The organism is Sphingomonas sp. PP-CE-3A-406, assembly GCF_003688625.1.
GTDB lineage: Bacteria > Pseudomonadota > Alphaproteobacteria > Sphingomonadales > Sphingomonadaceae > Sphingomonas.
Window position 1 is genome coordinate 24718 of record NZ_RCWY01000003.1, and the last position, 26038, is coordinate 50755.

Genomic DNA, 26038 nt, shown 5'->3' on the forward strand with positions numbered 1-26038 from the left:
CCGGCAGAGGCCGGGGCCCAGTTGGAAAGGTTGCAGTAACGGAGCGCGACCTCAGTCAGCAATGTCCCCCAACTGGGCCCCGGCCTCCGCCGGGGTGGTGCTGGATGCAGGCCAACGGACCCAAGACACCGTATGCAGAAGACGCTGCCCCTCACGATCCTCCCCCTTGCGGGGGGGGGATCAGGCGTCAAACCGCGCGCGCTTCCAGCGCCGCGGCCGCCTGCGCCATCAGCCCGCCGATGATGTCGGCGACCGGCTCCTCGCGCTTGACCATGCCGACGGACTGGCCCGCCATGACCGAGCCATGCTCGACATCGCCGTCGATCACCGCACGGCGCAGCGCACCCGCCCAGTAATGCTCGATCTGCAACTGCGCCTCGGCCATCTCGACGACACCACCATCGAGATGCCCGGCGACCTCGCGCTGCTTCGCCGTGAACAACTCGCTCGACGCGTTCTTCAGCGCGCGCACCGGGATCACGGGAAGTCGCGCGTCGATCTGCACGCTGGCGATCGCGTCGCGCGCCGACGCGCGGATGAACGCCTTCTTGAAATTGGCGTGCGCGATCGATTCGGTCGCGCACACGAAGAGCGTGCCGAGCTGGACGCCCGCCGCACCCATGTCGAGATACCCCGCGATCGCCTCGCCGCGACCGATCCCGCCCGCGACGAACACCGGCACCTGCTCGGCGATCTCGGGCAGCATTTCCTGCGCGAGCACGCTGGTCGAGACCGGACCGATATGGCCGCCGGCCTCCATCCCCTCGATCACCAGCGCATCGACGCCCGAGCGGATCAGCTTCTTCGCAAGCGCCAGTGCGGGCGAGAACGCGATCAGCTTCGCGCCCGTCTCCTTGATCGCCTCGATGCTGCCCTTGGGCGGCAGGCCACCGGCGAGCACGACATGGCCGACCTTATGCTTGGCGCAGACCGCGATCAGCTCGAACAAATCGGGGTGCATCGTGATGAGGTTCACGCCGAACGCCTTGTCGGTCATCGCCTTGGTCGCGGCGATCTCGGTATCGAGCAGCGCGGGCGTCATCGCGCCGCACGCGATCACGCCGAACCCGCCGGCGTTGGAGATCGCCGACACGAGGTGACGCTCGCTCACCCAGGACATCGCGCCGCCCAGAATGGCGACCTCCGACCCGAGGAACGCGGCGCCGCGCGCCATCCGGCGTTGCAGCCGCTCAGTACCGATCGTCATGCATCCATCCCCGTCGTCCCGGCGCCTGCCGGGATCATGTCGTTATCTATCAAGCTCAAGCCGCATCCTCGGCATCGAGCCCGTATGCCGTATGCAGCACGCGCACGGCCAGCTCGGTATAATCCTCTTCGATCAGCACGCTGACCTTGATCTCCGACGTCGCGATCGCCTGGATGTTGATCCCGCGCTCGCCGAGCGTGGTGAACATCGTCGAGGCGACGCCTGCATGGCTGCGCATGCCAACGCCAACGACGGACACCTTGGCAACGCGCGTATCGTGGACGATCGTCGCATAGCCGATCGCGTCCTTCGCCTTGTCGAGCACGTCGAGCGAGCGCGCGAGATCGGCCGCCGGTACCGTGAACGTCACGTCGGTCGAGCCGGTCGAATGCGCGACGTTCTGCACGATCATGTCGACGTTGATTCCTGCATCGGCGAGCGGCGCGAAGATCGCCGCGACCGAGCCGGGCCGATCGCTGACCTGCGTCAGGGTGATCTTCGCCTCGTTCTTGTCGTGCGCGATGCCGGTGATGAGCTGGCGTTCCATATCGTCGATTTCCTCTTCGCCCACGATCAACGTGCCGCGGTGACCATCATTGGTGTCGCCATCCTCGAACGAGGACAATACGCGTACCCGCACATTCTCTTTCATCGCCAGGCCGACAGACCGCGTCTGCAGCACCTTGGCACCGACGCTGGCGAGTTCCAGCATCTCTTCGTACGTGACCTTGCTCAGCTTCCGCGCGCGAGGCACGATCCGGGGGTCGGTCGTGTAGACGCCGTCGACGTCGGTATAGATGTCGCAGCGGTCGGCCTTCATCGCCGCCGCCATCGCCACCGCCGACGTATCCGAGCCGCCGCGGCCCAACGTCGTGACGCGCTGGCCGTCCGCGACGCCCTGGAAACCGGGGATCACGGCGACGACGCCGTCCGCAAGGCTCGCGTCGAGCGCGGCCGTATCGATCTCGCCGATGCGGGCCGATCCGTGCGCGTCCGACGTGTTGATCGGCAACTGCCAGCCAAGCCACGACCGGGCCTTGCAGCCGGCCGCCTGCAAAGCGATCGCGAGCAGGCCACTCGTGATCTGCTCGCCGGCCGAGACGACGACGTCATATTCCTTCGCGTCGTACAACGACGACGCCTCGCGGCAGAAGCCGACCAGCCGATCGGTCTCGCCCGCCATCGCGGAGACGACGACCGCGACCTGGTTGCCGGCGTCGACTTCGCGCTTCACGCGCGCGGCGACGTTGCGGATCCGCTCGATCCCAGCCATCGACGTCCCGCCGAATTTCATCACGATACGGGCCATTGGCAGCGCAAATCCCTTTGGGTCGAAGCGGCGGCCCTGATAGGTAGCGCGCATGATACTGGCAAGCGACACCGTAACGAACGCAACAATCGATCCGCGCGAGGCCGCGCATTTCGGCACGATGGCGAAGGACTGGTGGGATCCGAAGGGCTCGTCCGCCCCGCTCCACAAGCTCAATCCGCCGAGGTTGCGCTATATCCGCGAGCAGGTGGATGCGCATTGGGGGGGCGATGGTGCGACCTTCACGCCGCTGGACGGGAAGACCGCGCTAGACGTTGGTTGTGGCGCGGGGCTGCTGTGCGAGCCGTTAGCGCGCCTCGGTGCGACGGTGACGGGGATCGACGCGGCGCCCGAGAATATCGCCGTGGCGGAGATCCATGCGGCACAGAGCGGCCTCGCGATCGACTATCGCGCGGGTGGGGTCGAGGGGTTGGTCGGCCAGTTCGATCTCGTCACCAGCCTGGAGGTAATCGAGCATGTCAGCGACCCCGCTGGCTTTGTTCGGGGTTTGGCGCGGACGTTGGCGGAAGGCGGGTTGCTGATCCTGTCCACGCCCAACCGGACACCGTTGTCGCGGCTCGCGATGATCACCGTGGCGGAGGGCACCGGCGTGATTCCCAAGGGTACGCACGATTGGAACAAGTTCCTGACGCCCGAGGAACTGACCGCGCTGCTGAAAGACGCGGGGCTTCGCGTGACGGACACACGGGGGTTAAGTTTCTCGCCTGCGACCGGATTTGCGCTGAGTGATTCGACCAGCCTCGATTACTTCCTGACCGCCGTCAAAGCCTGACCTTGCCCCCTCTCACACCACCCCGCCGAAGGCCGGGGCCCAATTGGGAAGGCCGCAGTAACGGAGCGCCATCCTCAACCATAACCGTCCCCCAATTGGGCCCCGGCCTCCGCCGGGGTGGGGCTAATTGATGAAGCGCGCTCTTAGCCAACGATTTTCACACACGAAGGCGGGTGCCCAGTCTGGGCACCCGCCTTCGCAGGTGAACAATCTTCTGGTGCTCGCAGCGCTGGCGATCGTCCTCATCACCCTCTCCCTCCTCCGCCCCGTCGATCACGACGAAAGCCAATACGTCGCCGCCACGGTCCTGACCGCGCACGGGCTCATCCCCTACAGAGACTTCGCCTACCTCCAGACCCCGCTCCAACCCTATCTCTTCGCCCCGATCGCGTGGCTGGCCGGCGCCTGGACCTGGCCAGCCCTACGCATCCTCAACGCCCTCCTCGGCGTCCCGACGATAGCCTGCGTCCACACCGCAGCCCGAACGCTCGGTGCGAAACCCAAGGCCGCACTCACCTGCGCCGCTTTGTTGGCGACCTGCGACATCCTCCTCTTCAGCATCGGCACCGCGCGCAACGACGCGCTTCCCGCCGCGCTGCTGACCGCCGCACTCCCGCTGATCGCCCGCGCGGAAACCGGTCGCGCACCACGGAACGGCGCGCTGCTGATCGGCCTGCTGCTCGCCAGCGCCGCCGCCGCCAAGATCTCCTACGCGCTCCCCGCGCTGACCTACGGGCTCTACGCACTGATCCACCGCCGTCACCGCCCCGTCGCGATCCTGCTCGGCACGCTGCCCGTAATCGTCTTCGTCGCCTGGAGCTACACGACGAGCCCCGCCGGCTTCGTGTTCGGGACGCTGACCTTCCCGGCGCGCGGCCCCGCCGAATATTACGCGTCCCGCCCCTGGAAGATGTCGCTGCCCGCCAAGGCGATCGATACGCTCAAATTCCTCGCGCTCGGCGCCGCGCTGCCCGCGCTGATCCTGATAGCCCGAGACGCTAACCGACGTCGCGCGATCGGGCTGTTCGACGCGCTGATTGTAGCCGGGCTGATCGCCGCGCTGCTGCCTTTTCCGACCTGGCGCCAATATCTGGTCCCGGCCCTCCCCGCGCTGTTCGTCCGCCTCTCGTTGATCGCGCCACCAACCCGGCCGTGGCGCATAGCGCTCGTGATCTTCGCTGCCGCCGGGCTCGCGCCCTCGATCGCCGCGTTGGCGAGCCCGAACGACCTCTCACTCGCCCAGGCCCTGCGCGAAGGGCGCGCGGTCGGCCGGGCGCTGGATCGCCACGGCATTTCCGGTCCGATCGCGACGCTGTCGCCACAGATGCTGCCCGCCGCGAACCGCCTGCCGGATCCCGCCTTCGCCACCGGACCGTTCTACTTCCGCAGCACCCGCCTGCTCGACCCGCAACAGGAGCGCACGTTGCACCTGATGTCGCGCGCACGTGCTTACGGGACCGGCGCACCGATCCTCACCGGTGGCGAAGGTCCAGAGACCAGCGGTGACGCCAGCCTCGACCGCGCACTCGCAGCGTCCGCGATCAGCAACGGCTATCGAGCGATCCCCGTCCCCGGTACGCGCTTCACGTTGTACGTGCCGCCCTCACACTAGCGACGGATTTCACCGCGACGGGGTTACCCGATCGGCCCCAATCCACCGAGCCCACGCAGATATTGCGCGGTGATGTGCACGACCGTCACCCCCGCCCCCACCTCGACCAGCGCCTGCGCCACCTTCGGCCGCGACCGCCCGAGCTTGGCGTTGCTCGCGAACCCGGCGCCGTCGGTCCAGACACTGAACTTGTTCTTCCCGTCGCGATTGTGCGTCAGCAACAGCGCATAGCGCCCCGGCTTCGGCACCCGGATACACAGCGTCGTCGGCCCGGTCGCGGGCGTCGGCACGGTCACCCGGCGGAACGTCTTGCCCGCGGCTATCAGCACGCTGTCGTCCTTGAGGAAATCGGCTTCCTCGCCGGGATAGAGTTCGAGCTTCAATTCGCCGGTGCGATCCTTAAGCCCGCTGATCTCGACCGCGATCGCCGGCCCGCCGCCCGGCTGGCACGCCGCCGCATCGCTGCCGAGCATCGTCTGCGCCGCCACCGGCGCCGCGACGACAAGCCCGATGCATAGGGCGATTCCCGAACGGATCATGCTCGAGCCCCCTTCGAGACCGTGGCCGGCGTCCGCGTCGCGATCGCGTGCGCAGCGAAGGCGACGATCAGCGCGACATGCACGAGCAGGGTCAGCGCCGCGGTGAAGGCGACCAGTTCGGACAGGGCCTGATCCTGGCCGATCAGCAGAATCGCGGCATTGGCGAACAGCAGATCCTTGTTGGGCACCAGCGGCAGCCGCGACACGAGCAACCGCCCGGCAGCGAGAAACATCCACATGCCGATCGACACGCCAGGCAACGCGAAATGCCAGGCGAGCGCGATCAGCAAGGACCCGAGCAACAGCCGGATGCAATGGACCGAGAACACCCACCACAACAGCGGGCGCGCCAGCGAGAACACCCGCCGCGAGAAGATAAGGAAGGGCAGGGAAATCACCAGCGTGACGCCCGCCGAGGCCAGCACCGCGCGAAACTGATCGTGCGTCAGCAGGTCGCGCCCGAACGGCAGCGCGATCGCCACCAGCAGCAACGTCACCGCATTGCCCGCGATCGCCGACAGGATCGAGACGTCCTTGACCGCGCCGAACGGCGACGCGACCATCTGCGCCTTCGCCCGCGCCCAAGCGTAGAAATACGCGTCGCCCGAATAGCCGAACACGACTTCGTTCGCGATCCGCTTCTTGATCAGCGCGACCAGCCCGCCGATCGGAATCTCCCAGAGCCGCCGAAAGATGACGTAGTCGCCGGTCGGCGACGCCATGTAAAGCAGCACGAAACACAGATAGAAGCGCGGATCGGCGGGCACCGAGCGGCCGAGCCCCGCCAGGCCATGCCCGAACAGCTCACGCGCCAGTCCGACGATCATCGCGCCCGTCAGCACCGCGCCGATGATCGCCGGCCAGCGGCTGCGCACCGTCTTCAGCGGTTCCAGCCCGACATTTGAGACGTCGGCATAACCGGCAGGATCGGCCGCAATCGGCGGTCGCGTCGTCAATCGCTTGTCCTCACGCCATGTCTGCAAGGGTCGCACGGTACACCAGTCATTGCCGGTGTCGGGGCGCGACAATAGCCATTAGCCGCCGGTCGTGCACGTAAAGTCGGTTTCATTCGGTCGCGATCTCCGCTCTACCAATCGTGCATTATGATGACTCCCATGTTTCAGTGTTGTGTATGTCGCCGGTCGCCCAGCACATCCTGACCTATGCCGAGGACCTCCGCGGCGGCGGGGTCGAGCGCGCGCAACTGCGCCTCGCGCGCGGCTGGCTCGCGGCGGGGCGGCGCGTGACGCTGGCGATCGAGGATATTGCCGGGCCGCTGGCGGCGGAACTGCCCGAGGGGCTGGAGATCGTTTCGCCGTTTCGGTTGCTGGCATTGCCGGCGGTCGTCCGCCGCCTGTCGCCGGACGTGATCTTCTGCCCCGGCAATTTCTATACCTGGAGCGCGGCGTGGACGAGGCTGCGGCTGGGCAAGACGTGTCCGCCGATCGTCGCGAAGATGTCCAACGCCCCGACGCGCGCTGATCACGGGCGGCTGATGCACACCGCGCACCAGCTCTGGCTGGCGCGGCACGGCGGGTTCCTCGATCACCTCGTCGCGATGACACCTGCGACCGCGGACGAGGCGGCGCTGGCGACCCGGATGGTCCGGCGGACGAGCGTCATTCCGAACCCGCCGGCGGTGGCGATTCCGGGCGCGCTACCCGATCTACCGCCGCGCTTCATTCTTGGGGTAGGGCGCCTCGAACCGCAGAAACGCTGGGACCGCCTGATCGCCGCGCTGCCGCTGCTGGCGGACCAGACGATACCGCTCGTTATCCTCGGTGATGGTCGCGAGCGCGGGGCGATCGAGGTGCAAATCCGTGCGCTCGGGTTAGGAGGCCGCGTTCTGCTCCTTGGCCACAGCAGCGATCCGCTCCCGGTGATGGCCCGCGCGGCGGTACTGGCGCTGACCTCGGAATACGAAGGCGTACCGGGGGTTTTGCGCGAGGCGCTGTCGGTCGGGACGCCGGTGATCTCGACCGACTCGAGCGCAGCGGTGGCGGAGATCGTTGATCGTCCCGACCGTGGGACGGTAGTCGCGAGAGACGACGCGGCTGCGTTGATCGCGGCGTTGGATGCATGGCTAGCGCCGACTACGCAGCGACCGGCGCCAGTACCGCAACCCGGTGCGAACTCAGCGGAGCGCTACCTTGCTCTCTTCGACCAATTGGTAAGACGGTAACTTCCCGCTCGTCTCTGTTCCGTGAATAGCTGACCGGCCCCACCTTATTCCGTGGCACCGCCCCCCCGTTCCGTCATCCCCGCGGACGCGGGGACCCATATTGGCAAACTTCGGAGGATATGGGTCCCCGCGTCCGCGGGGATGACGGATAGTGCGCTCTATCCCACCACCATTGTAGAACGAGGGTGCTTACCCACCGGAGGTCGGAACAGTTGCGCGCGCCGACCCGACGATAAGGCAACGACAGCTTACGCAGTAGCGACAGCGCCCTCGCCCATATCCTCACCCGCCTCAGCCTTCTCCTCTTCCCGCTCAGACCGCCGCTCCAGCGCAGTCTTCAACATCGCGGTCATCGGATCGGCCAGCGCCAGCCCCAGGATCCCGAACAGCGCGCTCGCCAGGATCTGCGCGCCAAGCGTCAACGCCGGCGGCAGATCGACCGTGCGCTTGGCGACCATCGGCACGATCACATACCCGTCGATCGTCTGCACCACGAGGTACGTGCCAATCGCCCAATACCCGGTATCGACACCCGCGCTGAACCCGACCGCGACCATCAGCACGCCGGTCACGATCGCGCCGACGTTCGGGATGAACGCGAGAATACCCGCAATGATGCCGAGCAGCATCGCCATCGGCACGCCGCCGATCGCCAGCGCGATGCCGCTCGCGACACCCTCGACCGCCATCCCGAGCAACCGCCCGGCGAGCAACCGTCGCAATGTCGCGCCCATCTTGACCAAAGTCCTGGCGAACTCGGGGCGCAGGTCGAGTGGCACCATCCACTGAAGCCCGCGCGAGTACGTCCCCGGGTCCATCGCGATGAACAGCCCGAGGATCAGGATCATGAACATGCTGGTGATCGCGCCGATCGCGCTGCCCACCCACGACGTCACGCGCCCGACCGAACCGAGCGCCTGCTTGACGATCCCGTTGACGTCCGACGCGCCCGGCATCAGCCCCTGCGAGGTCAGATAGCCGGTGAAGCGATTGGCCTGCGATTCCAGCGTCGAACGCAGCTGCGTCACCTGCTCGGTCACCTGCACGCCGGTCAGCACGAACGTGCCGACGAGAAACGCGAACGTCAGCAGCACGACGATCAGCAACCGCCAACCGCGCCCGATCGGAAGAACCCGCCCGAGCAGCCGCACGCCGCCATCGAGCAAGGCTGCGAACACGACGCCGGCGAAGATGATCAGCAACGGCTGCACCAGCACGATCAGCAGCGCGATCATGCAGGCGAGCCCGAGCCAGATCGCCGCGCGCTTCAGTTCCTTGCGCAGGAACGGATCGCGCATCTCGACCGGGCTCAGCTCGTCGACGGTATTATCGGCCATCTCAGTTCACCTTGGCGGGATGGAGCGAGGTGCCGGCGCGATCCGGACGCAGCGAACTCCACCAGCTCAGCGGGTTGAACGTCGCATCGCCGTCGAGGCTGAACGTGATGAACTCCGCACGGCCACCCAGATTCTCGTACGGCACCGGACCGCCGAGACCGAGTTGGCTCAGCGCGAACCGGCTGTCGGCCGAGCGATCGCGGTTGTCGCCCATCAGGAAGACGTGGTTCGCGGGGATCGTGATCTCCGTGAAATTGTCGCCCTGGCTGTCGGACTCCAGATCGATCGTCTCGTAGCGGCGGCCGTTGGGCAGCGTCTCGGTATAGGTCGGCAGGCGGCACATCTCGCGCCCGTCGGGCAGCGTCTCGCGCGCGCCGGGATAGTCGATCTCGCTACACGGGCTGTTGGTGTCGACCGGGATCAGCGTGTCGTGCAGCGGGCCACGCTTCACCGCGACGCCGTTGAGGAACACGATCCCGCCGCGCACGGCTAGCTTGTCGCCGGGCAGGCCGATGACGCGCTTGATATAGTCGTTATGCGTGCCCGGCGGCGTCACGATCACCACGTCGCCACGCGTCGGCAGCGAGCCGAACAGGCGGCCGTGGATGAACGGCAGCGACACGCTCCAGCTGTCTTCCTGCTGGCGCAGCACGACGCCCTTGAAGATCGCGACCGGGTTCGGGATCGTCGGCGACACGAACGACCAGCCGTACGCGAACTTGGTCACCACCAGCCGGTCGCCGATCCGAAGCCCCGGCAGCATCGATTCGCTAGGGATATAGAAGGGCTTGGCGATGAAGCTGTGGAAGCCGAGCACGACCAGGATCAGCCAGAAGATGCCCTTCACCTCGCCCCACCAGTCGGTGCCGCGGCGGCGGCCAGTCTCGGAACCAGTTTCCGGTGTGGTGCCGGCCGGTGGCGCGGTATCGGCCGCGGTCTGCGCGAGGGGCTTTTCGGGGAACTCGTTGCCGTCCAACGCCGCGTCCTTCATCGGTTCGTATCCTGGCGCATGTCCGGGGATATCAGAGGTATGGCTTCGATGATCACGAAGGCCTGCGCCCACGGATGATCATCGGTCATCGTCAAATGCACGCGCGCGGCGTGGCCTTCGGGGGTCAACGCGTCAAGCCTCGCTTTGGCACCCCCGGTCAACGCCAGCGTCGGCGCGCCGCTGGGGGCGTTGACCACGCCGATATCGCGCATGAACACGCCTGCCCGAAACCCGGTCCCGACCGCCTTAGAAAACGCCTCCTTGGCCGCGAACCGCTTCGCCAGCGTCCCCTCCTTGGTAAAGGGTCGCCGCGCCGCCTTCGCCCGCTCGACATCGGTAAACACCCGCTGCTCGAACCGCTCGCCGAACCGCTCGACCGAGGCGGCAATGCGCTCGATGTTACACAGGTCCGACCCGAGTCCGATGATCACGACACGGCCTGGAGTCGGAAGACAAAATTAGATTTGCGCGCAGAGGCGCAGAGGCGCGGAGAGTATGAGGGCCGCAAGAGCGGCAAGATCGAGTCAGGAAGCGAGAGAATCCAGCCACGGGCTAGCCCCCTCTTCTGCTCCGCGCCTCTGCGCCTCTGCGCGAACAGAACTGCCTTACTACCGCGCCGCATCCATAGCCTCACGCATCAGCCGGACCGCCTCGCCAAGCCCGACGAACAGCGCCTCGCCGACAAGGAAATGCCCGATGTTCAGCTCCCGAACCTGCCGGATAGCCGCGATCGGTGCGACGTTGTCGTAGGTCAGCCCGTGCCCCGCATGCACCTCGATGCCGTTCTTGGCCGCCAGCGCCGCCGCGTCGCTCAGCCGTCGCAGCTCGACCGTCCGCGCCTCGCCCGACAGTTCCGCGTACAGACCGGTATGCAGCTCGACCACCGGCACCTTGAGCCGGACGGCCGCCTCGATCTGGCGCGCATCCGGTTCGATGAACAGCGATACGCGGATGCCCGCCCCCGCCAGCGCATCGACCAGTCGCGCCATCCGGTCGTAGTGCCCGGCGACGTCGAGCCCGCCCTCGGTGGTCAGTTCCTCGCGCTTCTCCGGTACGATGCACGCCGCGTGCGGCTTGTGGCGCAGCGCGATGCCGAGCATCTCGTCGGTCGCCGCCATCTCCAGGTTGAGCGGGATCGTCAGCTCGGCCGACAGACGCGCGATGTCGTCGTCGGTGATGTGCCGGCGATCCTCGCGCAGATGCGCGGTGATGCCGTCCGCGCCAGCCGCCGCAGCGACCAGAGCCGCGCGCACCGGATCGGGATACCCCGCCCCCCGCGCATTCCGCACTGTCGCAACGTGATCGATGTTCACCCCAAGGCGCAGGTGGTCGTTGCCGAGGGGGCTCATGCCGCCGCCCGACTTCCAGGCTTGATCGCCGGGATCGCGGCGAGTTCACGCGGCAACGCGTCCGCCGGATAGGTCGGCACGTCGAGCCGGATCAGCGGGAAGAACGGCACGCCCAGGTCCGCCGTCCCGTTCGAGCGATCGACCAGCGCCGCCGCCGCCACGGTCACACCGCCCGCGCGCCCGATCGCCGCTATCGCCTCGCGCGACGACAGCCCGGTGGTGACGACGTCCTCCATCATCAGCACGCGCTGGCCGGGCGCGAGCCGGAACCCGCGGCGCAGTTCGAACACGCCATCGGGGCGTTCGAGGAATACCGCCTCGACGCCCAGCGCGCGGCCCATTTCGTGGCCGGCGATCACGCCGCCCATTGCTGGCGAGACGACGATATCGATCTGCGCACGCAACTCGGCCGGGATCGACGCCACCAGCGCTTCCGACAACCGAGCGCCACGGGCGGGATCCATCAACACCCGCGCGCATTGCAGGTAGCGCGAACTGCGCAGGCCGGAGGACAGGATGAAATGCCCTTCGAGCAACGCTTCGGCAGCGCGGAATTCGGCGAGCACGTCGTCTTCGGTCATCGCGGGTCATCGCTCCAAATGGTCTGGCCGTGCTGATACGAGCGCGCGAAACCGCGTGCAACGACTACCGGCGCTTCAGGCATCACACGTCACCTACCCCGTCATCCTGACGAAAGTCAGGATCCAGAGTAACAACTGTCGACCTGCGTGGCTCTGGATCCTGACTTTCGTCAGGATGACGGGCGGTTAGTACGGGCGCCTGAAGGGCGCATGCCAGACAAGGCTTGAGGCGAGCCCCCGCGCTGGGTATAGCTCTTCCCAAATCATAAGCAGACATCCGCGCGTCCGGAATCGGGTTCGCTATAAACCGGGGTCAAGAAAAACGATGCGCAAGATGGGGATGAGAGGATTTGCGATGGCAGCGGGGCTCGCACTGGCGAGTCTCGGTGGCGTCGCCGGGCACGCCGCCCAGCCTGCGAGCACGCCGACGTCAGCAGCACCCGCGCCGCAAGCCGCTGCCGCTCCGGGGGGTGTGTCGAACACTGCGCCGACGACCGCCGCCGCGACGCCCACCGCCAACCCGTCCAGCCCCGAGCTCGCGATGGACGGTGCGCCCGCGATGACGGTCAAGCCGATGATCGGCCAGCCGACCGACGGCCTGTTCGGGCTCCAGCCGCAGGTCACCAAGAACGGCCAGTTCGCTCATTGGATGCACAATTCGATCCTGGTGCCGACGATCACGATCATCTCGCTGTTCGTCCTCGCGCTCCTGTTCTGGGTGTCCTTCCGCTATCGCAAGGCGCGCAACCCGGTCGCGTCGAAGACCAGCCACAACACCTTCATCGAGATCATCTGGACGCTCGCGCCGGTCGTGATCCTGGTGCTGATCGCAGTCCCCTCGATCGGTCTGCTGCAAGCGCAGTTCAAGCCGGCGCCCTCGGGAGCCGTCACGCTGAAGGCGATCGGTAACCAATGGTATTGGACCTATCAGTATCCGGACAATGGCGGCTTCGAGATCACCGCCAACATGCTGAAGGAAAAGGCTGACGTCGCCGCTGGCGAGCGTGGCCGTACCGATGCCGACGGCCCCAAGCTGCTCGCCACCGACAACCGCATCGTCCTTCCCGTCGGCGTGCCGATCCGCCTGATCACCACCTCGAACGACGTGATCCACAGCTGGGCGGTCCCAGCGTTCTGGATCAAGCTCGACGCGATCCCCGGTCGCCTGAACGAGACCAGCTTCACGATCGAAAAGCCCGGCCTATATTTCGGCCAGTGCTCGGAACTCTGTGGAGCGCGCCACGGCTATATGCCGATCGCGGTCGAGGCGGTTCCGCCCGCCGAGTACGCGGCATGGGTCAAGGCCAAGGGCGGCACGATGCCCACCCCGGGCAAGGCGTCCGACAAGGTCATCCCGCAGCCCGGCGCCGACGGCTCCGCGGCGAAGGTCGAGGAGGCGGCGGAAACCGCCAACGCCACCGGCCCGGTCGAGAATGTAGCGACCCCCGCCAACGCAACCGCTCCCGCGACGACGCAGGGCGCGACCTCAAACCCGGCCGGCGCCGGCAACGCGGGACAGTAAGATGACCGACACCGCTCTCACCCCGTCGGCCTTCGTGTCCCACGAAGCGCACGACCATCACCATGATACCGATCACAAGCCGGGCTTCTTTGCGCGTTGGTTCATGTCGACCAACCACAAGGACATCGGCACGCTGTACCTGATCTTCGCGATCGTCGCGGGGATCATCGGCGGCTCGGTCTCGGGGCTCATGCGCGCCGAGCTCGCGCATCCCGGCATCCAGTATCTGCAGGGCTGGGCGAGCATGCTCCATGGCGGTCCTGCCAGCCTCGACGAATCGCTCCATCTCTGGAACGTGCTGATCACCGCGCACGGCCTGATCATGGTGTTCTTCATGGTCATGCCGGCGATGGTCGGTGGCTTCGGCAACTGGTTCGTGCCGATCATGATCGGTGCGCCGGACATGGCGTTCCCGCGTATGAACAACGTGTCGTTCTGGCTGCTGATCCCCGCCTTCACGCTGTTGCTCGCCTCGCCGTTCTTCGGCGGAGCAGGTAACGGCTGGACGCTCTACGCGCCGCTCTCGACCTACGGCGAGCCCGGACCGTCGACCGACATGGCGATCCTCGCGCTCCATCTCGCGGGCGCATCGTCGATCCTCGGCGCGATCAACTTCATCACCACGATCTTCAACATGCGTGCGCCGGGCATGACGCTGCACAAGATGCCGCTGTTCGTGTGGTCGATGCTCGTCACCGCGTTCCTGCTGCTGCTGGCGCTGCCGGTGCTCGCCGCGGCGATCACGATGCTGCTGACCGATCGCAACTTCGGCACGACCTTCTTCGATCCGGCCGGCGGCGGCGATCCCGTCCTGTACCAGCATCTGTTCTGGTTCTTCGGCCATCCCGAAGTCTACATCATGATCCTGCCGGGCTTCGGCATCGTCAGCCAGATCATCTCGACGTTCAGCCGCAAGCCGGTCTTCGGTTATCTCGGCATGGCGTATGCGATGGTCGCGATCGGCGTGGTCGGGTTCGTCGTGTGGGCGCATCACATGTTCACCACCGGCCTGAGCGTGAATACCAAGATGTATTTCACCGCCGCGACGATGGTCATCGCGGTGCCGACCGGCATCAAGATCTTCTCGTGGATCGCGACGATGTGGGGTGGCTCGCTCACCTTCAAGACGCCGATGGTATGGTCGATCGGCTTCATCTTCATGTTCACCGTCGGTGGCGTGACCGGCGTGGTGCTCGCCAACGGCGGCATCGACGACTACATGCAGGACACCTACTATGTGGTGGCGCATTTCCACTACGTCCTGTCGCTGGGTGCCGTGTTCTCGCTGTTCGCCGGGTTCTACTACTGGTTCCCGAAAATGACCGGCAAGATGTACAACGAGTTCCTTGGCCAGCTGCACTTCTGGGTGTTCTTCATCGGCGTGAACGTGATGTTCTTCCCGATGCACTTCCTCGGTCTTCAGGGCATGCCACGCCGCATCCCGGACTATACGCCGCAGTACGAGCATTGGAACACGGTCGCGTCGGTCGGCTACATGATCATGGCCGCGGGCATGGTGGTGTTCTTCGTCAACCTGATCTGGTCGCTGATCGCAGGCAAGCCGGCGGGCGACAACCCCTGGGGCGACGGCGCAACGACGCTGGAGTGGACGATCTCCTCGCCACCGCCGTACCATCAGTTCGAGACGCTGCCGCGGATCGATTGAGGCGGACGAGGCGACGTAGCGCCAGCTACGTGCCGGTGCGGCCCGCCGCACACATCCGACCGGCCGGCGCGGCACCGTCGCGTCCGACGACACGGGACTTGCTCCCGTGTCGGGGCCAGCCAAGAATCAAGACGCCTCGGGGAAACCCGGGGCGTTTTTCGTTGAACAGCCGTCCTGAACCCCAAGATGTTTCCCCGCGAAGGCGGGGACCCAGTCTGGGCTCCCGCCTTCGCGGGATAACAAAGGAAGAGAGTGCCTGCGTACGTCATCACCCGCATCCGAGCGAAAGCTGGGATCTGCCCCTCGGACTCCACTCGCACGCCAAGAGAGAGACCCCAGCTTTCGCTAGGGTGACCAGATGGTGTTGACCAAATCCCAACCTCAAGCACCTCGCATTCACCATTCCACAGGACAATCGCGCTAACCTCGCGTCATGCCGAACGCGCAACTCCCAATCAGCCCCAACGCGCCAATCAGCATTCCCTATTCGACCTTCGCTCTCCTCTCCGCGTTCGCAGCGTTCGCCTTCACGATCATCGTCCCCACCATGCTCCGCGACGGCGATACCGGCTGGCACCTCGTCGCCGGCGCCTGGATCGTCGCGCACGCTGCCGTCCCGACCACCGATCCCTTCTCGTTCAGCGTCGCCGGCCGTCCCTGGATCGCGCACGAATGGCTGTCCGAAGTCGCGATGTACGCAAGCTACCGGGCGGGCGGCTGGAGCGGCCTGATCGTCTTAGTCGGCATAGCGATGGCGACGCTGTTCGCGCTCGTCGCCGCTGAACTGCGCCGCTGGATGGGCGCACGCGCGAGTATCGTCGCGCTGCTGCTGCTCGCTACCGGGCTCATCCCGTCGCTGGTCGCGCGGCCACACATGCTGGTGCTGCCGATCCTCGCCGGCTGGACGATCGCGCTGCTGCGTGCGCGCGAGCAGGACCGCGCGCCGCCGCTATGGGTGGCTGCTGCGATGCTGATCTGGGCGAATGCGCATGGCAGCTACGTCTTCGGGCTGGCGCTGGTCGGCGTGTTCGCGCTCGAGGCGCTGTTGACCGCCAAACCCTCGGACCGCCTCACCGTGATCCAGCGCTGGGCACTGTTCGGGATCGTCGCGACGATCGCCGCCGCGGTGACGCCGTGGGGCGTGCATGGCCTGACGTTCCCCTTCTATCTCAACGACCTGAAGGCGCTCGGCCAGATCAACGAATGGCAGCCGTCCAACTTCACGACCTTTTCCGGGTTCGAGGCGATCCTGCTCCTAAGCCTCGCGTTCTTATTGGCGAGACCGATCCGGATCCCACCGATCCGCCTGCTGCTGGTACTCGGCATGCTTCACATGACGCTGCAGCACACCCGCCACGAGATCATCCTCGTGACCGTCGGCCTTCTCGTGCTGGCCAAGCCGCTCGGCCGCGCGTGGCGGAGCCGCGATACCAGCGTTTCGAAACGCTTCACGCCAAGCCCGGACCGACTCACGATCGCCGTCCTGATATCGATCCTTGCAATCGGGCTGACCGCCTACCGCGTCGCCGTGCCGGTCGTCCGCGCCGAGACCAAGGGCATTCCTATTACCGCGCTCGCACATCTGCCCGCGCCGCTGCGCCACCAGCGCGTCTTCAACGAATACGGTTTCGGCGGATCGCTGATCCTCGCGGGCATCCGTCCGTATATCGATGGACGAACCGACATGTACGGCGACGCCTTCACGCTCGACTATTTTGCGATTGCCCGCGGCGACGCGGATCGCTGGCGTGCGGCGAATGCGAAATGGCATTTCGGCTGGACCATCCTGCCGCCGCGCTCGCCACTGGTCAGCCTGCTCGACCATGACCCTGCTTGGCGGCGGATCTACGCGGACGATACCGCGGTTATCCACCAAGCTGTACCCAGGAACAGGGCAAACCGCTGAGCCGTCACGAAGGCTTTCCGACATCGGCCGCAGCGCGTATAGCATACCCGAACCATGACTCCTGCCACCCCCCTTCTGCCACCGGCGCATTGGCGCGATTTCCTTGCGCTGACCAAGCCGCGCGTGATGACGCTCGTCGTCTTCACCGGCCTTTGCGGGATGCTCGCAGCCCCGGTCGGTGTGCATCCGGTGATCGGCTTCACCGCGATCCTCTGCATCGCGCTTGGCGCCGGCGCCGCGGGGGCGCTTAACCAATGGTACGAGTCGGACATCGACGCGGTCATGCGCCGCACGCAGAAGCGCCCGCTTCCCGATGGCCGGATGGACCGCCAGGCGGCGCTGCACTTCGGCGTCGGCCTAGGCGCGTTCTCGGTCCTGTTCATGGGATTCGCGGTCAACGCGGTCGCCGCTGCGATCCTGACGGTGTCGATCCTCTTCTACGTGCTGATCTACACCGTCTGGCTCAAGCGCCGCACGCCGCAGAACATCGTGATCGGCGGGGCCGCGGGCGCTTTCCCGCCGCTGATCGGCTGGGCCGCGGCGACCGGCGACGTCGCGCTGCTGCCCGTCCTGCTGTTCCTGTTCGTGTTCCTGTGGACCCCGCCGCATTTCTGGGCGCTCGCGCTGTTCATGAAGAGCGATTACGCCGCCGCGGGCGTACCGATGCTCCCGGTCGTGTCGGGCGAACGCACCACGCGGACGCAGATCGGGCTCTACACGATCCCGATGGCGGCGGTCGCGATCCTGCCCTGGCCGCTCGGGCTGACGGGTGCGATCTACGGCGTCGCGGCCGTCCTGCTGACCGGTTGGTTCGCGTTGCTCGCCGTCCGCGTCGCGAAGCGCACCACGCACGCCGATGATGCGATGAAACCGGAGAAGGCCTTGTTCAAATACTCGATCCTGTATCTGTTCGTGATGTTCGGCGCGCTGGTCGTCGATCGGTGGTTCGCGTGAGCATTCCCGATCCCATCCGCGAGGAGGATCTCATCCGCAGCCGCCAGCGCGGTCGAGCGCGCATAATGGCCCTCCTGCTCGGCGCGTTCGTCATCCTCGTCTTCGCAATCTCGATCGCCAAGATCCGCGCGGGGATGCCGCACTGATGGCCGGGTGGAAGGCCATGTCGCGTACCAATCGCACCGCGGCGCTCGCGGTGCTCTTCATCTGCTTCATGACCGGGCTCGCCTGGGCGAGCGTGCCGCTTTACCGCCTGTTCTGCGCGGCGACCGGACTCAACGGCACCACCAACCGCGGGCTGGCCGCCCCCGGCGCGGTCGACCACAAGATCCAGATCGACTTCGACACCAACGTCAGCCCCAAGCTGCCGTGGAAATTCACGCCCGAAAATCGCTCGGACACGGTCGATATCGGCGCGCGCGACATGGCGTTCTTCACCGCGACCAACACCTCGAACAAGCCACTGACCGGCACCGCGACGTTCAACGTCCAGCCCGCGCAGGCCGGCAAGTATTTTACCAAGATCCAGTGTTTCTGCTTCACGCAGCAGACGTTGAAACCCGGCGAGACCGCGCGGATGCCGGTGATCTTCTTCGTCGATCCGAAGATTCTGACCGACCCCGACGCGGCCGATATCCAGACGATCACGCTCAGCTATACGTTTTACCCGGTGGATTCTGCGAAAACAGCCAGCTAGAACGTCGCCAAAGAAAATAGGGGAGTACCGATGGCCGGCGCCAAGAACCATGATTACCACATCCTGCCGCCGAGCATCTGGCCGCTGGTCGGATCGTTCTCGGCGCTGATCATGGCGGTCGGCGGCATCATGTGGATGCACGGCGGCCATATCGACAAGCCCAATGGCGGCGGCTGGGTGTTCTTCATCGGCCTCGCGGGCGTGCTCTTCACGATGTATTCCTGGTGGACGCAGGTCGTGCACGAGGCCCGCGCGGGCGACCACACACCCGTCGTCCAGCTTCATTTCCGCTACGGCATGATCCTGTTCATCGCCTCCGAAGTGATGTTCTTCGTCGGCTGGTTCTGGGCGTTCTTCGACTTCTCGCTGTTCCCGACCGCGATGACCTTCGCCGACGGCACGGTCACGCGCGCGGTCGAGGGCGGCGCGGCGATCGTCGCGCAGTGGCCCCCAAAAGGCCTGACGGTCATCAACCCGTTCGAACTCCCCCTGCTCAACACGCTGATCCTGCTGACCTCGGGCACCACGGTGACCTGGGCGCACCACGCGCTGATCCACAACCAGCGCGGCGGCGAGAAGACGGGGGCTTGGGGCCTGATCGGCGTCGGCAACCGCGACGGCGTGCTCAAGGGCCTGTGGCTGACCGTGATCCTGGGGATCCTGTTCAGCTCGATCCAGGCATACGAGTACGCCCACGCGCCGTTCCCGTTCAAGGGGATCAACTACGGCGCGTCGTTCTTCATGGCGACTGGCTTCCACGGTTTTCACGTGCTGATCGGCACGATCTTCCTGATCGTCTGCCTCGTCCGCGCTTACCGCGGCGACTTCACCCCGCGCCAGCATTTCGGCTTCGAGGCGGCTGCCTGGTACTGGCACTTCGTCGACGTCGTGTGGCTGTTCCTGTTCGTCACCGTCTACGTCTGGGGCGGCTGGGGCGCCCCCGTCCACGGCGGTTGAGCTTCGATCGACTAGTTTATGGTGACCACCCCGGCGTAGGCCGGGGCCCAATTGGGAAGGTCGCAGTATCTAAGCGCTGTCCGCAGTTAGCGGCGTCCCCCGATTGGGCCCCGGCCTTCGCCGGGGTGGCGGCGGTTTTGGATGCGGCACGGACGCGAACCAACCGTCGCTCCCTTACCGTGTTCTCCCGCGAAGGCGGGAGCCCAGTCTGGATCCCCGCCTTCGCGGGGAAACAAGGGAGAGCGCTGACCGCATGACCGAAGATCCATACCCGCTTGCCAACGCCCCCACGATCGCCCAGGTCGCGCTAAAAGGCCTGTGCCCCCGCTGCGGCAAGCCCACGCTATTCGCGAAATGGTCCAACTTCGCCGACCGTTGCCCCAACTGCGGGCTCGACTTCAGCAAGTTCAACGTCGGCGACGGCCCTGCCGCATTCCTGACCCTGATCCTCGGCGCGCTCGTCGTCGCGCTCGCGATCACGCTCGAACTCAAAGTCCATCCCCCGCTCTGGCTGCATATGCTGATCTGGATCCCCTTCACCGCCGGCGGAGTCGTCCTCTCGCTCCGAGCAGCCAAGGGCGCGCTCATGTCCGCCGAATACCGCAACGCAGCCCGCGAAGGCCGAATCGACCCGTGACCCGACGCATTCCGATAATCCCGACAATCCTCGTCACGCTCGCGATCGCGGCGATGATCGCGCTCGGCCTGTGGCAACTCCTCGACCGCCTCCCGAAAAAGGAGGCCTTCCTCGCCCAGCTCGCCGCCAACCCCGCCAAGCCGCCAATGGCCTTCCCGCGCATCCCCGACGAGACGCTGCTGTTCCGCCGCGCCTCGGGCCTCTGCCTCCAGCCGACCAACATCAAGCTTGCCGGCGCCGGCAAATCCGGCTTCCGCGCAATCGCCGACTGCCGAACCGGCGCTGAAGGACCCGGCATGATCGTCCAGCTCGGCACCACGCGCGATCCGATGGCCAAGATCACCTGGGCCGGTGGCGAAGTCTCCGGCTACATCAGCCACGCGCCTGACGGCCGCTCGCTGATCGGATCGCTGTTCGATCACACCCCGCAGCGCCTGATGCTGGTCGCGGCCACGCCGCAGGCCGGCCTTAGCCCCAACGGCAAGCCCGACATCGCGTCGGTGCCGAACAACCACCTCGCCTATGCCGGCCAATGGTTCTTCTTCGCCGCCATCGCCGCGATCATCTACACTTTGGCGCTGCGCCGCCGGCCGCGGACAGAACCCGCTACGCGATAAGCCGTATTCCTGCGTTCGCAGGAAAACGAGAGGTGCGCGCAGCTTGTCGCCTTCTCCCCCATTCGCTAACCGGCTTGGCCATGCGTTACATCAGCACCCGCGGCTCGGCCCCCGTCCTGGATTTCGAAGCGGCGACGCTCGCCGGCCTCGCCTCCGATGGCGGCCTCTACCTTCCCGACGCGTGGCCGACGCTGACCCGCGACGAGATCGCCGCGCTCGCCGGGCTTTCCTATGTCGACACCGCGGTTGCCGTAATGGCGCCGTTCATCGGCGACGCGATGACGCGCGAGGAACTGAAGGCGCTCTGCGAGCAGGCCTATGGCCGGTTCTCGCACGCCGCGGTCGTCCCGCTCGTGCAGCTCGACCACGACCAGTGGCTGCTCGAGCTCTTCCACGGCCCGACGCTCGCGTTCAAGGACGTCGCGCTCCAGCTGCTCGGCCTGTTCTTCGAGCGCTTCCTCGCCGGCACCGACAAGCGCCTGACGATCGTCGGCGCGACCAGCGGCGACACCGGCTCGGCGGCGATCGACGCGGTCGCGGGGCGCGCCGGGATCGACATCTTCATGCTCCACCCGGTCGGCCGCATCTCCGACGTGCAGCGCCGCCAGATGACCACGGTGCTCAGCCCCAACGTTTACAACATCGCGATCGAAGGCAGCTTCGACGACGCGCAGGCGCTGGTGAAGGCGATGTTCAACGACCGCGCCTTCTCGACCAAATTCGCGCTGTCGGCGGTCAATTCGATCAACTGGGCGCGCCTGATGGCGCAGGTGGTGTATTTCTTCTACGCCGCCGTCCGCCTCGGCGCGCCTGATCGCGAGGTCGCGTTCGCGGTCCCGACCGGCAATTTCGGCGACGTGTTCGCGGGCTATGTCGCGGCTAAGATGGGCCTCCCCGTCGCCAAGCTGGTGGTCGCGACCAACGTCAACGACATCCTCCACCGCGCGCTCAGCACCGGCGATTATTCGAAGGGCGGCGTCCAGCAGACCCCGACCCCGTCGATGGACATCCAGGTCAGTTCGAACTTCGAACGCCTGTTGTTCGACCTCGGCGACCGTGATGGCGCAGCGCTCGCTGCACAGATGGCCGGCTTCGAATCCGCGGGTGCGATGCGCCTGACCAACGCACAATCGCAGGGTGCCTCCGCCCTCTTCCAGAGCGAGCGCATCGACCTCGACGACATGACCTTGGCGATGCGCTGGGCGCACGAGCACGCGGGCCAAGTGATCGACCCGCACACCGCGATCGGCCTCGCCGCCGCCCTGCGCACCGAAGTCCCCGCTGGCGTACCGATCGTGACACTCGCCACCGCGCACCCGGCCAAGTTCGGCGACGCGGTCGAGCGCGCCACCGGCGTCCGCCCCTCGCTGCCCACCCGCGTCGGCGACCTGTTGGACCGCGAAGAGCGCTACGCCACGCTGCCGGCGACCTTCGACGCGATCACCGCCTACATCACCGAGCGCGCGAAGCCGTCCGCATGAAGCTGGAAACCCTCATCGGCGAACCCTGGGCGGATTACGGCCTCATCGACTCGGGCCACGGCAAGAAGCTCGAGCGCTATGGCCGCTTCCGCTTCATCCGCCCCGAGCCGCAGGCAATGTGGGCGCCGGCCTCGACCGACTGGCAGGCGCAGGGCGAATTCGTTCCTGGCTCGGACGAAGACGGCGGCGGCCGCTGGGAATTCTCCGAGCCTGTGCCCCGCGAAGGCTGGACGCTCAAGTGGAACGAGGTGTCGTACACCGCGCAGACCACCCCGTTCCGCCATCTCGGCTTCTTTCCCGACATGGCGCCGGTGTGGAGCTGGATGCGCGAGCGCGTCGCGGGGCTCGACTCGCCCGAATGCATGAACCTGTTTGGCTATACCGGCGTCGGCACGCTGGCGATGGCGACCAAGGGCGTCCGTATGGTGCACGTCGATGCGTCGAAGAAGTCGGTCGAGGCGGCCAAGGCCAACGCGAAGCTGTCGGGCATGGCCGACGCGCCGATCCGCTGGATGACCGACGACGCGGCGAAGTTCGTCGCACGCGAGGTTCGGCGCGGGCGGCGGTATGATGGGATCCTGCTCGATCCGCCGAAATATGGGCGTGGGCCGGAAGGGGAAGTCTGGCGGTTGGAGGAAGACCTCCCCAAGCTGATCGCCGACTGCCGGAAACTCCTCGACGAGAACTCCCGCTTCCTGTTCCTGACGGTCTACGCGGTGCGGATGTCGGCGCTGGCGATCGGCGAACTGTTGAACCAGGTGTTCGCGGATCTGCCGGGCAAGGTTGAAGTCGGTGAGTTGGGTGTACGCGAGGAAGCGCGCGGCCTGACGCTCCCGACGGCAATCTGGGCCCGCTGGAGCCGCTGAGCCCGCTTTTATTAGGCACCACCCCGGCGAAGGCCGGGGCCCAATTGGAAAGGTTGGCGTAACGAAGGACGGTCCTCCGTTGGCTACGTCCCCCAATTGGGCCCCGGCCTTCGCCGGGGTTGTGATTGGTTTAGAGCTTATCGTCCATGGCCGCGGACGGACCTACCCCGGAATCTGCTGCGAGATGCAGTGGAAGCTCCCGCCACCCGTCAGGATATGATCCGCACGTTGCCCGACCACTTCGCGGTCCGGGAACAGAGCCTGGATCGCCACCACCGCCGCCTGGTCGTTCTCCGCTCCGTACAAAGGCACCACCACCGCGGCATTGCCGATATAGAAGTTCATGTAGCTCGCCGGCACGACCTCCTCGTCGCGCAGCACGCGCCCCGGCGAAGGGATCGTCACGACCTCCAGCCCGGCCGCCTCGGCATCCCGCGCGGCGTTCTGGTACACCTGCCAGTTCGGGTCGTTGTCGGTCGCCTTCGGGATCGCCACCCGCCCCTCGCCGACGAAGCGCGCGAGGTTGTCGACATGGCCATCGGTGTGATCGTTGACCAGCCCGTCCCCCAGCCACACCACGCGAGTGTAGCCAAGATCGGACGCCAGCCGCGCCTCGATCTCCGCCTTGCTCAGCGACGGATTGCGGTTGCGGTTGAGCAGGCACTGCTGCGTCGTCACGACCGTCCCGGTACCATCGCCATCGATCGCACCGCCCTCGAGCACCCAGTCGCACGCCTCGACCCGCTTGTGCCGGCTTTCCGCCAACCGCTGCCCGATCGTGTCGTCGCCGGGCAGGTCGTACTTCCCGCCCCAGCCGTTGAACCGGAAGTCCCGCGCGCTGCCGTCGCCGACGATGATCGGCGCGGTATCGCGCAGCCAGATATCGCCGAACGGCTCGACCACCACGTCCGCGAACGGGGCAAGACGCTTGGCCGTCGTTGCCGAGCCGACGTCCGCCGCGACCAGAATCACCGTCTCGCCCTTGCCGCCGGCATGCACTGCCTTGGCAAACGCGACGACCTCGTCCCGCGCGGGCTCAAGGTCCTCCAACCACAGGTCCGCATGGCTCGGAAAGCCGATCCAGACGGCCTTGTGGTGCGCCCATTCGGCGGGTGTCGAGACGGTCGTGGTCACGTTACTTGGCTCCTGCGCGATCGCGGTCACGAATGCCGCGGAATTCGGCGGTCTTATACCAGTTCGGCCACAGACTGGTATCGTCCGCGAGCTTGCGCCCGAGCCCGTAATAGATCGTCAGATCCTCGACCGCACCCGACCAGTCCCACTTCGCATCATATTCGTCCGCGGGCTTGTGATACCGGTGCGCGACATAATCCTCGCGCGCGGCATGGCCCGCCGCGGTACCACCGACGACCAGATCCTCACCGCTACCGCCATCGAGCATCGGCACGCCGAGCTTCGCAAAACTGAAGTGATCCGACCGGTAATAGCCGCCACGCTCCGGGTTCGCCTCGACGCCGATCACCCGGCCCTCGGCGGCGACGAACGGCTTCACCAGATCCTCGATCTCGGACTTCCCCGCGCCGGTCAGCACGAAGTCCTTCGCCCGGCCGTCAACGTTCAGCACGTCCATGTTCACGCCGCCGACGGTATGCGCGAGCGGATAGATCGGATGCTCGGCATAATAGCGCGACCCGAGCAGCCCGGACTCCTCCGCCGTCACCGCCAGGAACGCGATCGAGCGCTTGGCCGGCCCCGCCTTCACCTGAGCCTCGGCCAGCGCCACCAGCCCCGCGACACCGGTCGCGTTATCCGCCGCCCCGTTGCAGATGTCGTCGCCATCGACCGCGTCGCAACGCCCGAGATGATCCCAATGCGCCGAGTACAGCACGTAGTCATTGGGCGCAGCCGTCCCCGGCAGCACGCCGATCACGTTCTTCGACGCCTGCCGCTTGATCGTGTTGTCGAACCCGCCGCCGAACTTCAGTCCGAGCGGGACCGCCTTGAACCCCTTCACCTTCGCCGCCGCCGCCAGCGTCGCGTAATCCTTGCCCGCACTCGCGAACACGCGCTCCGCCGCGGGCTTCTGCATCCAGCCGACGATCTGCGACTGGTCGAGATGATCGCCCTTCTCGTCCAGCTCGAGCTGCGGCCCGGTCCACGACGACTGCACCACCGCCCAAGGATACGCCGCGGGCTCGGTATCGTGGACGATGATCGCCGCCGCCGCGCCGTGCTTGGCGGCGTTCTCGAACTTGTACGGCCAGCGCCCGTACCACGTCATCGCGCGCCCCTCGAAAGGCCCCTCGCGCGACATCGTCTGCCAGTCGGCATCGTTGATGAGGATGACCACGGTCTTCCCCTTCACGTCGGTGCCGGCATAATCGTCCCAGCCCTTTTCGGGCGCGGTGATGCCGTAGCCGACGAACACCACGTCGCTGTTCGCTACCGACACCTTCGGCACGACCCGGTAAGTGCCTGCGACCATGTCGGTGCGGAAGTTCAGGCTGACGGGCGCCTTGCCGCCGGTGAAGACATAGGGTTGCACGTTGCCCGCGGTGATCTGCACCATCGGCACGTCCTGTGTCCAAGCCCCCTTGTTGCCGGGCTTCAGCCCCGCCGCCTTCATCCGCTCGACGATATACGCGACCGTCTTCGCCTCCGCGGGCGTGGTCGGCGCGCGGCCTTCGTAGGCGTCCGACGAGAGCACCTGCGTGACGGTCTTCAACGTCTCGACCGAAATCGCGGGGGTCGTCTGCGCGGACGCAGCGGTCCCGAGCAGCAGGAGAGGCAGGATGGCAACGCGCATGATCATTCCCCATTTGGTTGCGCGCGTTCTGGCAAAGCCCGGCGCGCATGTCCACGAGGCGACAAGGC

Annotated in this window: 25 protein-coding genes; 14 read left to right on the top strand and 11 right to left on the bottom strand. The window is 66.4% G+C overall.

Annotated features, from left to right (window positions below; translation table 11 throughout):
- Nucleotides 1-187: 187 nt before the first annotated feature.
- A complete protein-coding gene (locus tag C8J44_RS12015) occupies nt 188-1207 on the bottom strand; it encodes a nitronate monooxygenase family protein (protein WP_121904755.1) in 1020 nt (339 codons plus the stop codon).
- Nucleotides 1208-1262: 55 nt separating this feature from the next.
- Nucleotides 1263-2516, bottom strand: coding sequence for an aspartate kinase (locus C8J44_RS12020; protein WP_056054666.1), 1254 nt, complete (start codon nt 2514-2516; stop codon nt 1263-1265).
- A gap of 52 nt (nt 2517-2568) precedes the next feature.
- Between C8J44_RS12020 and ubiG the strand changes: the two genes are divergently transcribed.
- Entirely contained in the window at nt 2569-3309 is a 741-nt protein-coding gene (ubiG, locus tag C8J44_RS12025) for a bifunctional 2-polyprenyl-6-hydroxyphenol methylase/3-demethylubiquinol 3-O-methyltransferase UbiG (RefSeq protein WP_121904756.1), read from the top strand.
- A 202-nt stretch (nt 3310-3511) separates the two neighbouring features.
- Entirely contained in the window at nt 3512-4921 is a 1410-nt protein-coding gene (locus tag C8J44_RS12030; protein WP_259466838.1) for a DUF2029 domain-containing protein, read from the top strand.
- A gap of 23 nt (nt 4922-4944) precedes the next feature.
- Here the strand turns inward: C8J44_RS12030 and C8J44_RS12035 are convergent, their stop codons facing one another.
- Nucleotides 4945-5460 carry a DUF2141 domain-containing protein gene (locus tag C8J44_RS12035; RefSeq protein ID WP_121904757.1) on the bottom strand — a complete coding sequence of 172 codons (516 nt, stop codon included), beginning with the start codon at nt 5458-5460 and terminating at the stop codon, nt 4945-4947.
- Complete coding sequence (locus tag C8J44_RS12040) at nt 5457-6416, bottom strand: hypothetical protein (RefSeq protein WP_121905427.1); 960 nt, start codon at nt 6414-6416, stop codon at nt 5457-5459. The genes C8J44_RS12035 and C8J44_RS12040 overlap by 4 nt, the downstream gene beginning before the upstream one ends.
- Before the next feature lie 176 nt (nt 6417-6592).
- On the opposite strand from C8J44_RS12040, the gene C8J44_RS12045 reads away from it, so the two are divergent.
- Entirely contained in the window at nt 6593-7642 is a 1050-nt protein-coding gene (locus C8J44_RS12045; protein ID WP_121904758.1) for a glycosyltransferase, read from the top strand.
- A 248-nt stretch (nt 7643-7890) separates the two neighbouring features.
- Here the strand turns inward: C8J44_RS12045 and C8J44_RS12050 are convergent, their stop codons facing one another.
- The 5 genes from C8J44_RS12050 to pyrE all read right to left on the bottom strand — a co-directional run bounded on the left by C8J44_RS12050 (nt 7891) and on the right by pyrE (nt 11900).
- Nucleotides 7891-8979, bottom strand: a complete 1089-nt coding sequence (locus tag C8J44_RS12050; RefSeq protein WP_121904759.1) for an AI-2E family transporter — start codon at nt 8977-8979, stop codon at nt 7891-7893.
- Nucleotide 8980: 1 nt separating this feature from the next.
- A complete protein-coding gene (gene lepB, locus C8J44_RS12055) occupies nt 8981-9970 on the bottom strand; it encodes a signal peptidase I (protein WP_121904760.1) in 990 nt (329 codons plus the stop codon).
- A complete protein-coding gene (gene acpS, locus C8J44_RS12060) occupies nt 9967-10401 on the bottom strand; it encodes a holo-ACP synthase (RefSeq protein ID WP_121904761.1) in 435 nt (144 codons plus the stop codon). Before acpS ends, lepB begins: the two co-directional genes overlap by 4 nt.
- Nucleotides 10402-10578: 177 nt before the next feature.
- Nucleotides 10579-11319: a pyridoxine 5'-phosphate synthase gene (locus C8J44_RS12065; RefSeq protein WP_060525942.1), complete on the bottom strand. Its 741-nt coding sequence runs from the start codon at nt 11317-11319 to the stop codon at nt 10579-10581.
- Nucleotides 11316-11900, bottom strand: a complete 585-nt coding sequence (pyrE, locus tag C8J44_RS12070) for an orotate phosphoribosyltransferase (protein ID WP_056066243.1) — start codon at nt 11898-11900, stop codon at nt 11316-11318. The genes C8J44_RS12065 and pyrE overlap by 4 nt, the downstream gene beginning before the upstream one ends.
- Nucleotides 11901-12255: 355 nt before the next feature.
- Between pyrE and coxB the strand changes: the two genes are divergently transcribed.
- The 11 genes from coxB to C8J44_RS12120 all read left to right on the top strand — a co-directional run bounded on the left by coxB (nt 12256) and on the right by C8J44_RS12120 (nt 23203).
- Nucleotides 12256-13422 (top strand): cytochrome c oxidase subunit II, encoded by a 1167-nt coding sequence (gene coxB, locus C8J44_RS12075; RefSeq protein ID WP_259466839.1) that lies wholly within the window; start codon nt 12256-12258, stop codon nt 13420-13422.
- Between the two features lies 1 nt (nt 13423).
- On the top strand, nt 13424-15088 hold the full coding sequence (gene ctaD / locus C8J44_RS12080; RefSeq protein ID WP_121904762.1) for a cytochrome c oxidase subunit I: 1665 nt from the start codon (nt 13424-13426) through the stop codon (nt 15086-15088).
- A 433-nt stretch (nt 15089-15521) separates the two neighbouring features.
- Entirely contained in the window at nt 15522-16994 is a 1473-nt protein-coding gene (locus tag C8J44_RS12085; protein WP_121904763.1) for a hypothetical protein, read from the top strand.
- Nucleotides 16995-17048: 54 nt separating this feature from the next.
- Nucleotides 17049-17948 (top strand): heme o synthase, encoded by a 900-nt coding sequence (locus tag C8J44_RS12090; protein ID WP_121904764.1) that lies wholly within the window; start codon nt 17049-17051, stop codon nt 17946-17948.
- Nucleotides 17945-18094 carry a hypothetical protein gene (locus C8J44_RS18500; protein WP_183128839.1) on the top strand — a complete coding sequence of 50 codons (150 nt, stop codon included), beginning with the start codon at nt 17945-17947 and terminating at the stop codon, nt 18092-18094. The genes C8J44_RS12090 and C8J44_RS18500 overlap by 4 nt, the downstream gene beginning before the upstream one ends.
- On the top strand, nt 18094-18645 hold the full coding sequence (locus tag C8J44_RS12095; protein ID WP_093400509.1) for a cytochrome c oxidase assembly protein: 552 nt from the start codon (nt 18094-18096) through the stop codon (nt 18643-18645). Before C8J44_RS18500 ends, C8J44_RS12095 begins: the two co-directional genes overlap by 1 nt.
- Nucleotides 18646-18675: 30 nt before the next feature.
- A complete protein-coding gene (locus tag C8J44_RS12100; RefSeq protein ID WP_107954064.1) occupies nt 18676-19602 on the top strand; it encodes a cytochrome c oxidase subunit 3 in 927 nt (308 codons plus the stop codon).
- A gap of 253 nt (nt 19603-19855) precedes the next feature.
- On the top strand, nt 19856-20239 hold the full coding sequence (locus C8J44_RS12105) for a DUF983 domain-containing protein (protein ID WP_107964468.1): 384 nt from the start codon (nt 19856-19858) through the stop codon (nt 20237-20239).
- Entirely contained in the window at nt 20236-20856 is a 621-nt protein-coding gene (locus C8J44_RS12110) for an SURF1 family cytochrome oxidase biogenesis protein (RefSeq protein WP_259466840.1), read from the top strand. Before C8J44_RS12105 ends, C8J44_RS12110 begins: the two co-directional genes overlap by 4 nt.
- Nucleotides 20857-20936: 80 nt before the next feature.
- Nucleotides 20937-22337: a threonine synthase gene (gene thrC, locus C8J44_RS12115; RefSeq protein WP_121904765.1), complete on the top strand. Its 1401-nt coding sequence runs from the start codon at nt 20937-20939 to the stop codon at nt 22335-22337.
- Entirely contained in the window at nt 22334-23203 is an 870-nt protein-coding gene (locus C8J44_RS12120; RefSeq protein ID WP_121904766.1) for a class I SAM-dependent methyltransferase, read from the top strand. The genes thrC and C8J44_RS12120 overlap by 4 nt, the downstream gene beginning before the upstream one ends.
- A 162-nt stretch (nt 23204-23365) precedes the next feature.
- Here the strand turns inward: C8J44_RS12120 and C8J44_RS12125 are convergent, their stop codons facing one another.
- Nucleotides 23366-24337 carry an agmatine deiminase family protein gene (locus C8J44_RS12125; RefSeq protein WP_121904767.1) on the bottom strand — a complete coding sequence of 324 codons (972 nt, stop codon included), beginning with the start codon at nt 24335-24337 and terminating at the stop codon, nt 23366-23368.
- 1 nt (nt 24338) lies between these two features.
- A complete protein-coding gene (locus C8J44_RS12130) occupies nt 24339-25970 on the bottom strand; it encodes a M28 family peptidase (RefSeq protein ID WP_121905430.1) in 1632 nt (543 codons plus the stop codon).
- Nucleotides 25971-26038 lie beyond the last annotated feature (68 nt).